The organism is Oleiphilus sp. HI0086 (genome assembly GCF_001635225.1).
This window is the reverse complement of record NZ_LWFZ01000778.1, coordinates 1-4,467: the sequence shown is the minus strand read 5'-3', so window position 1 is coordinate 4,467 and position 4,467 is coordinate 1. Positions and strand designations below refer to the sequence as shown.

Genomic DNA, 4,467 nt, shown 5'->3' with positions numbered 1-4,467 from the left:
GGCAAGATATCTCGGCGGTACTGGCTGCTCACTCACCATCGGCTGCACCGCTTGGGTGGTGTCGTGTTGCTTACAAAGCCAATGCCAATTTTCTAGCTGCTGAACAAACGCGGCGGCTTTACGGGCACAAAAATCTTGCTCCGTGCGAGTGCGCCATAGCACCTGTTCGTCACCGTCTTTTTGATAACGCACTTCACAGGGCGGCACGCCATTTTGTTGGCCATAAATCACAGAGACAATGCGCTCTTCTTCGTTAAGCATGCAACGATAATGGATGTCCGCATAAGCGTGTGTGCCGATCAGAAGCACCAATATGCCGACACTTAATTTTGTTATTACAATCCCCACCCTACCGCGCATATCATTCCTTAATTATTAACGCCATGACTACGCCAAATACCGGTCAATAATGGCGAAGATTTCTTTTCGATAATTGCTGTGCTCGTTAGCCAGATGATGGCGCGCGCCGGTCAGCATATGAATCTGTGGGTCAGTAAATTTTTCACGAATAACACTAAGATTAAACCGCCAGTCTACCGTTTCATCACTGTCGCCTTGTATGACGACTGGACTAAAGGTCACCGGTGAATTTTTGAGAAAATGCGGCAACCATTTTTTCAGTGCGCCAACCCATTGTGCAGGCACATGGCGCGGCTGAAGTGGGTCATGATTTTCGAGAAAATCGAGAAACTCGCTGTCTCCGGAGTTAATCGAGAAAACACGTTTAATTTGTTTCGCGAACGGACTGATTGCGGTATGTAGCCACTTCACAAACGGCCAACGAAATGGGCGCACTAACGGCGCAAGCAGAATAGCGCGCTCAAACGGGAAGGTTTTTTCCGGGGAAAAACTCAGCAAATAATCCATCACTATCGCACCCCCGGTACTTTGTGCGATGACATGCCAAGGTTTTGGCAAATGGTTCTCTGCCAATGCGAGGCAGTTTTCCATGACTTCGCGGTAGGTACGAAAATCATCGATCACCGCGCGCGCGCCGGAGCTTAATCCATGACCTGGCAGATCATAAGCAAGCACCGCATACCCCAGCGATAGCACGTGGCCAATAATATGGCGGTACAAACCAACATGGTCAAAATACCCGTGACACACCAGCACGGTGCCGCGCGGATTTTCTGGCCGCCAAGCATGCACAGAGACACGATGCCCTGCGGCGTCAAAATAACCAAAACCATGAGACAACGCCGGCAACGCATCGGCGAAATCAAGACCGTAATAGCGAATATAGCGCTGGCTGGCCTCATCAAGCGGGTCAAATGCACGCCAATTCAGCGGCTGCCAATGCTGTTGAATATGTTGTTGATCAAACGGGCTAGTCATGGGCACACACAACGTATCAAGATCCTTCGATAATACGTCGCCTGTGCCGTTGCTGTCATGTCCGCTAGCGTTTCCCTACCTCTGCCGCAGTGTCATCGTGCGGTTGGGCTTGCGACCGTTTTTCCGCCTCGGGTCGTTGCCATTCAGGCGGCATCCAGAGATGCTGCAAACGCTTCCATAAGCCCCCTTTGCGGGCCATGTCACGAAACATATCGCGGTACTCATGGCACCAATTGACGATCAAGTTATTGCTATAAACCGGGCGCGTAATGCCGTATTCCACTGGCAGCGTTTCTCGCTCTTCGACGAAAGTTCCAAACAGGCGATCGTAAATAATGAACACGCCGCCGTAGTTTCTATCGATGTATTCTGGATTGCGCGCATGATGCACACGGTGGTGGCTAGGCGTATTGAAAATAAACTCGATTACCGGATGCAACTTGCCCACCAATGTCGTGTGAATGAAGAACTGATAGACCAACGACAACGCATAACAAATGCCAATCCACACCGGATTAAAGCCCACCCATGCCAGCGGCAAATAAAACAGCCAGCCGCCGTTAAAAATATTGGTGGCGTTTTGGCGCATCGCCGTAGAGAAGTTCATTCGCTCAGACGAGTGATGCGTCACATGGGCAGCCCAAAACCAACGTACGCGGTGAGAGCTTCTGTGCATCCAGTAAAAACACAAATCCACCAGAAACCACAGCGCAATCCCGGTGACCCATGTTAGCTCGATGTCTGCCACGCGGTGATAGTACACAAACGCATACACAGGAAAGGAAATCAGCCCTGCGAAAAGCAGCTCGGTAATTTGGTAGCCGGCACCGAGCATAAAATTACGCACCGATTCACGCACATCCACCAGTACGGGATTATTGCGAATGCGCAAAAACTCCCACGCGAACACGCCAATGAAAAACGGCGTGGCGATCACAAAGATAAGTTGGCGCGTATCCAGTGCCAGCCAGTCGGGCGCAAGAGCGAGCAGTTGCGGCAAACCGCTAGTGAGCCAAAGTTCGTCAAACCACTGGGAGATATTCATGCATCGCCTCGTTGTTATGTCGGTAGTGTTGTTAGCGCGATTACGCAATACACTCACTTTACGCCTATTTTTTAATCAGCAATTGACGAAATACGCCTATTTTTTGACAATATACGCCACAATGGATTTCGAGGGGGCCCAATGGCAACCGCAATGCGTGTCACCGGCGCGTGGGTGCAACTGCTCACCGACTGGCTCGACAAAGAAAACTTGCCCGCCCCCGACATTCGCCTGTGGCTCGACAGCCGCAGCCCCACCGATATTGTGGGTATAGGAAGTATAAAGCACCTTTTCACCCCTAAGCTGAAGTATCATACCCGAAATTGCTGCTCATTTTTATTGCCTAAGCCCCAGAATTTAGCTTCACAGCGCCCAAAGCAGGTCGTATTTTGGTCGATTTGACCGAAAAGTGCCTGGCGAATGGATCTCTAGCCGACAGTTGCCCCACCGGCCTGCCGCAAAGGCTGACAGTGCATGGATTGAGAACTTAGGAGCGTCAATTAAATAGGCGAGTCTGCGATGGGTCGAACAGGCTGGGAGTCAGTGGCGGGGCTCGCTCTGGCGGCAATTCGTGCTGTTTGGCAGCGTCAACCTTAGCGGCTTTCTGCCTGAGGTAATTAAGAATCAGCTCAATCACCTTCGGGTCTTCAATGCTTGCAATCACTTTGACTTGGCCACCGCAGTGTTCACAGACCTCGATGTCGATGGTAAAAACACGCTTGAGTCGTTGCATCCAGGTCATAGCGCGGTGGCGCTCTGCAGGGCTCTTGTCACACCAGTCAGTATCGAGACCTTCCGATTGATCGGGCTTTTTGCCCCGCTTAGCGGGTGTTACTTGAACGCGGTGTTTGCTGTTCGGTGCAAAAAGCCCGTGGAATCGAGTAAGGTTGACCCTAGGCTTGGGTACCAAAGCCGCTAGCTTGGCAATGAAATCCAGTGGTTCGAAGATCACATGCGTAGTGCCATTGCGGTAAGGGGTTTTGAGCTCGTAGCGGATTTGTCCATTGGCGGTCAATGCCAGACGCTTTTCCGAGATCGCTGGCCGACTGATATAGCGACACAGGCGCTCAAGCTTATCTCGCTGATGCGCTTCGGCCATCACGCCAGCGTGCAAGGAGAACCCTGCGTGGTTGGCTACTCGGCTGCTAGCATCAGCCTTATCTTCTCGCCCCGGTAAAGTTTGCAGAGTAAAGACCTTGCGCCCCTGCTGGGGGCCGGTGGCAATGCGGTAAGTGACCGAATGGCCGTGTAATTGGGTGAGCGTATCCTCCTCGCCCTCTTCCAATGTCAACCAGGTATTTTCGACATCTCGCTCGAGTAGCCCTTGCTTTTCCAGGCAGCGAGCTATGCGGTGGCTAAGGGTGTGAACGAGGGTATTCAGCTCATCGTGGGTCGGCGCTTTGACCCGATGGAAGCGCTGTTTACCATGGCCGTCTTCGGTGTAAATCCCGTCGAGAAACAGCATGTGGTAGTGTACATTCAGATTCAGCGCGGAGCCAAAGCGTTGGATGAGCGTTACCGATCCACTTTGTGCCGTAGCCTTGGTAAAACCCGCTTTCTTAATCAGATGGGTTGAGAGTATACGGTAAACGATGCTCAAGACCTTGCCCATCAGCTCCGGGTAACGGGCCAGCAAAAAGCGCAACTGGAAAGGAAAACTCAGCACCCATTGGCGAATAGGCTCTGCGGGAAATACTTCATCCACCAAAAGTGCGGCACTCTCCACCATCCGGCGGGCACCGCAGCTGGGGCAGAAACCACGCCGTTTGCAGCTGAAAGCGACCAAACGCTCGTGATGACAGTCTTCACAGCGCACACGCAAAAAGCCATACTCTAGCCGACCACATTGGAGAAAATCCTCGAATTCTCTCTGAACGGGGTCCTAGGGATTTTGCCTCCATATATTGCAAAAACCTCTGAAGCCCCCGTCTGCCGTGGCTTGTAGAGGGGTATCAACTTTCATTTCTAGGTCGATAGCCCTCAATCGGTGCCATTAAGTCCTCCAGTTTTGGCAGTTCGCCCGTCGGCGCGAACGTGTATGTACCCCGGAAGTTGATGTTCTCCCAAGCTACCGGTGAGGCCCG

General features: G+C 52.1%; 4 protein-coding genes and 1 pseudogene. 1 reads left to right on the top strand and 4 read right to left on the bottom strand.

Features of this window, described 5'->3' with window-relative positions; genetic code table 11:
• The 3 genes from A3756_RS13525 to A3756_RS13515 all read right to left on the bottom strand — a co-directional run.
• On the bottom strand, positions 1-360 hold a 360-nt coding region (locus A3756_RS13525), incomplete at its 3' end, for a hypothetical protein (protein WP_068553684.1).
• 27 nt (positions 361-387) lie between these two features.
• On the bottom strand, positions 388-1,338 hold the full coding sequence (locus A3756_RS13520; RefSeq protein WP_068510537.1) for an alpha/beta hydrolase: 951 nt from the start codon (positions 1,336-1,338) through the stop codon (positions 388-390).
• A gap of 64 nt (positions 1,339-1,402) precedes the next feature.
• Positions 1,403-2,383, bottom strand: a complete 981-nt coding sequence (locus A3756_RS13515) for a sterol desaturase family protein (protein WP_068510539.1) — start codon at positions 2,381-2,383, stop codon at positions 1,403-1,405.
• 141 nt (positions 2,384-2,524) lie between these two features.
• Here A3756_RS13515 and A3756_RS28725 point away from each other — a divergent pair, with 141 nt between their 5' ends.
• Positions 2,525-2,785 (top strand): hypothetical protein, encoded by a 261-nt coding sequence (locus A3756_RS28725; RefSeq protein WP_068553683.1) that lies wholly within the window; start codon positions 2,525-2,527, stop codon positions 2,783-2,785.
• A 94-nt stretch (positions 2,786-2,879) separates the two neighbouring features.
• Here A3756_RS28725 and A3756_RS13505 read toward each other — a convergent pair.
• Positions 2,880-4,259, bottom strand: a pseudogene (locus A3756_RS13505) (IS91 family transposase); the annotation flags it as partial.
• Positions 4,260-4,467 lie beyond the last annotated feature (208 nt).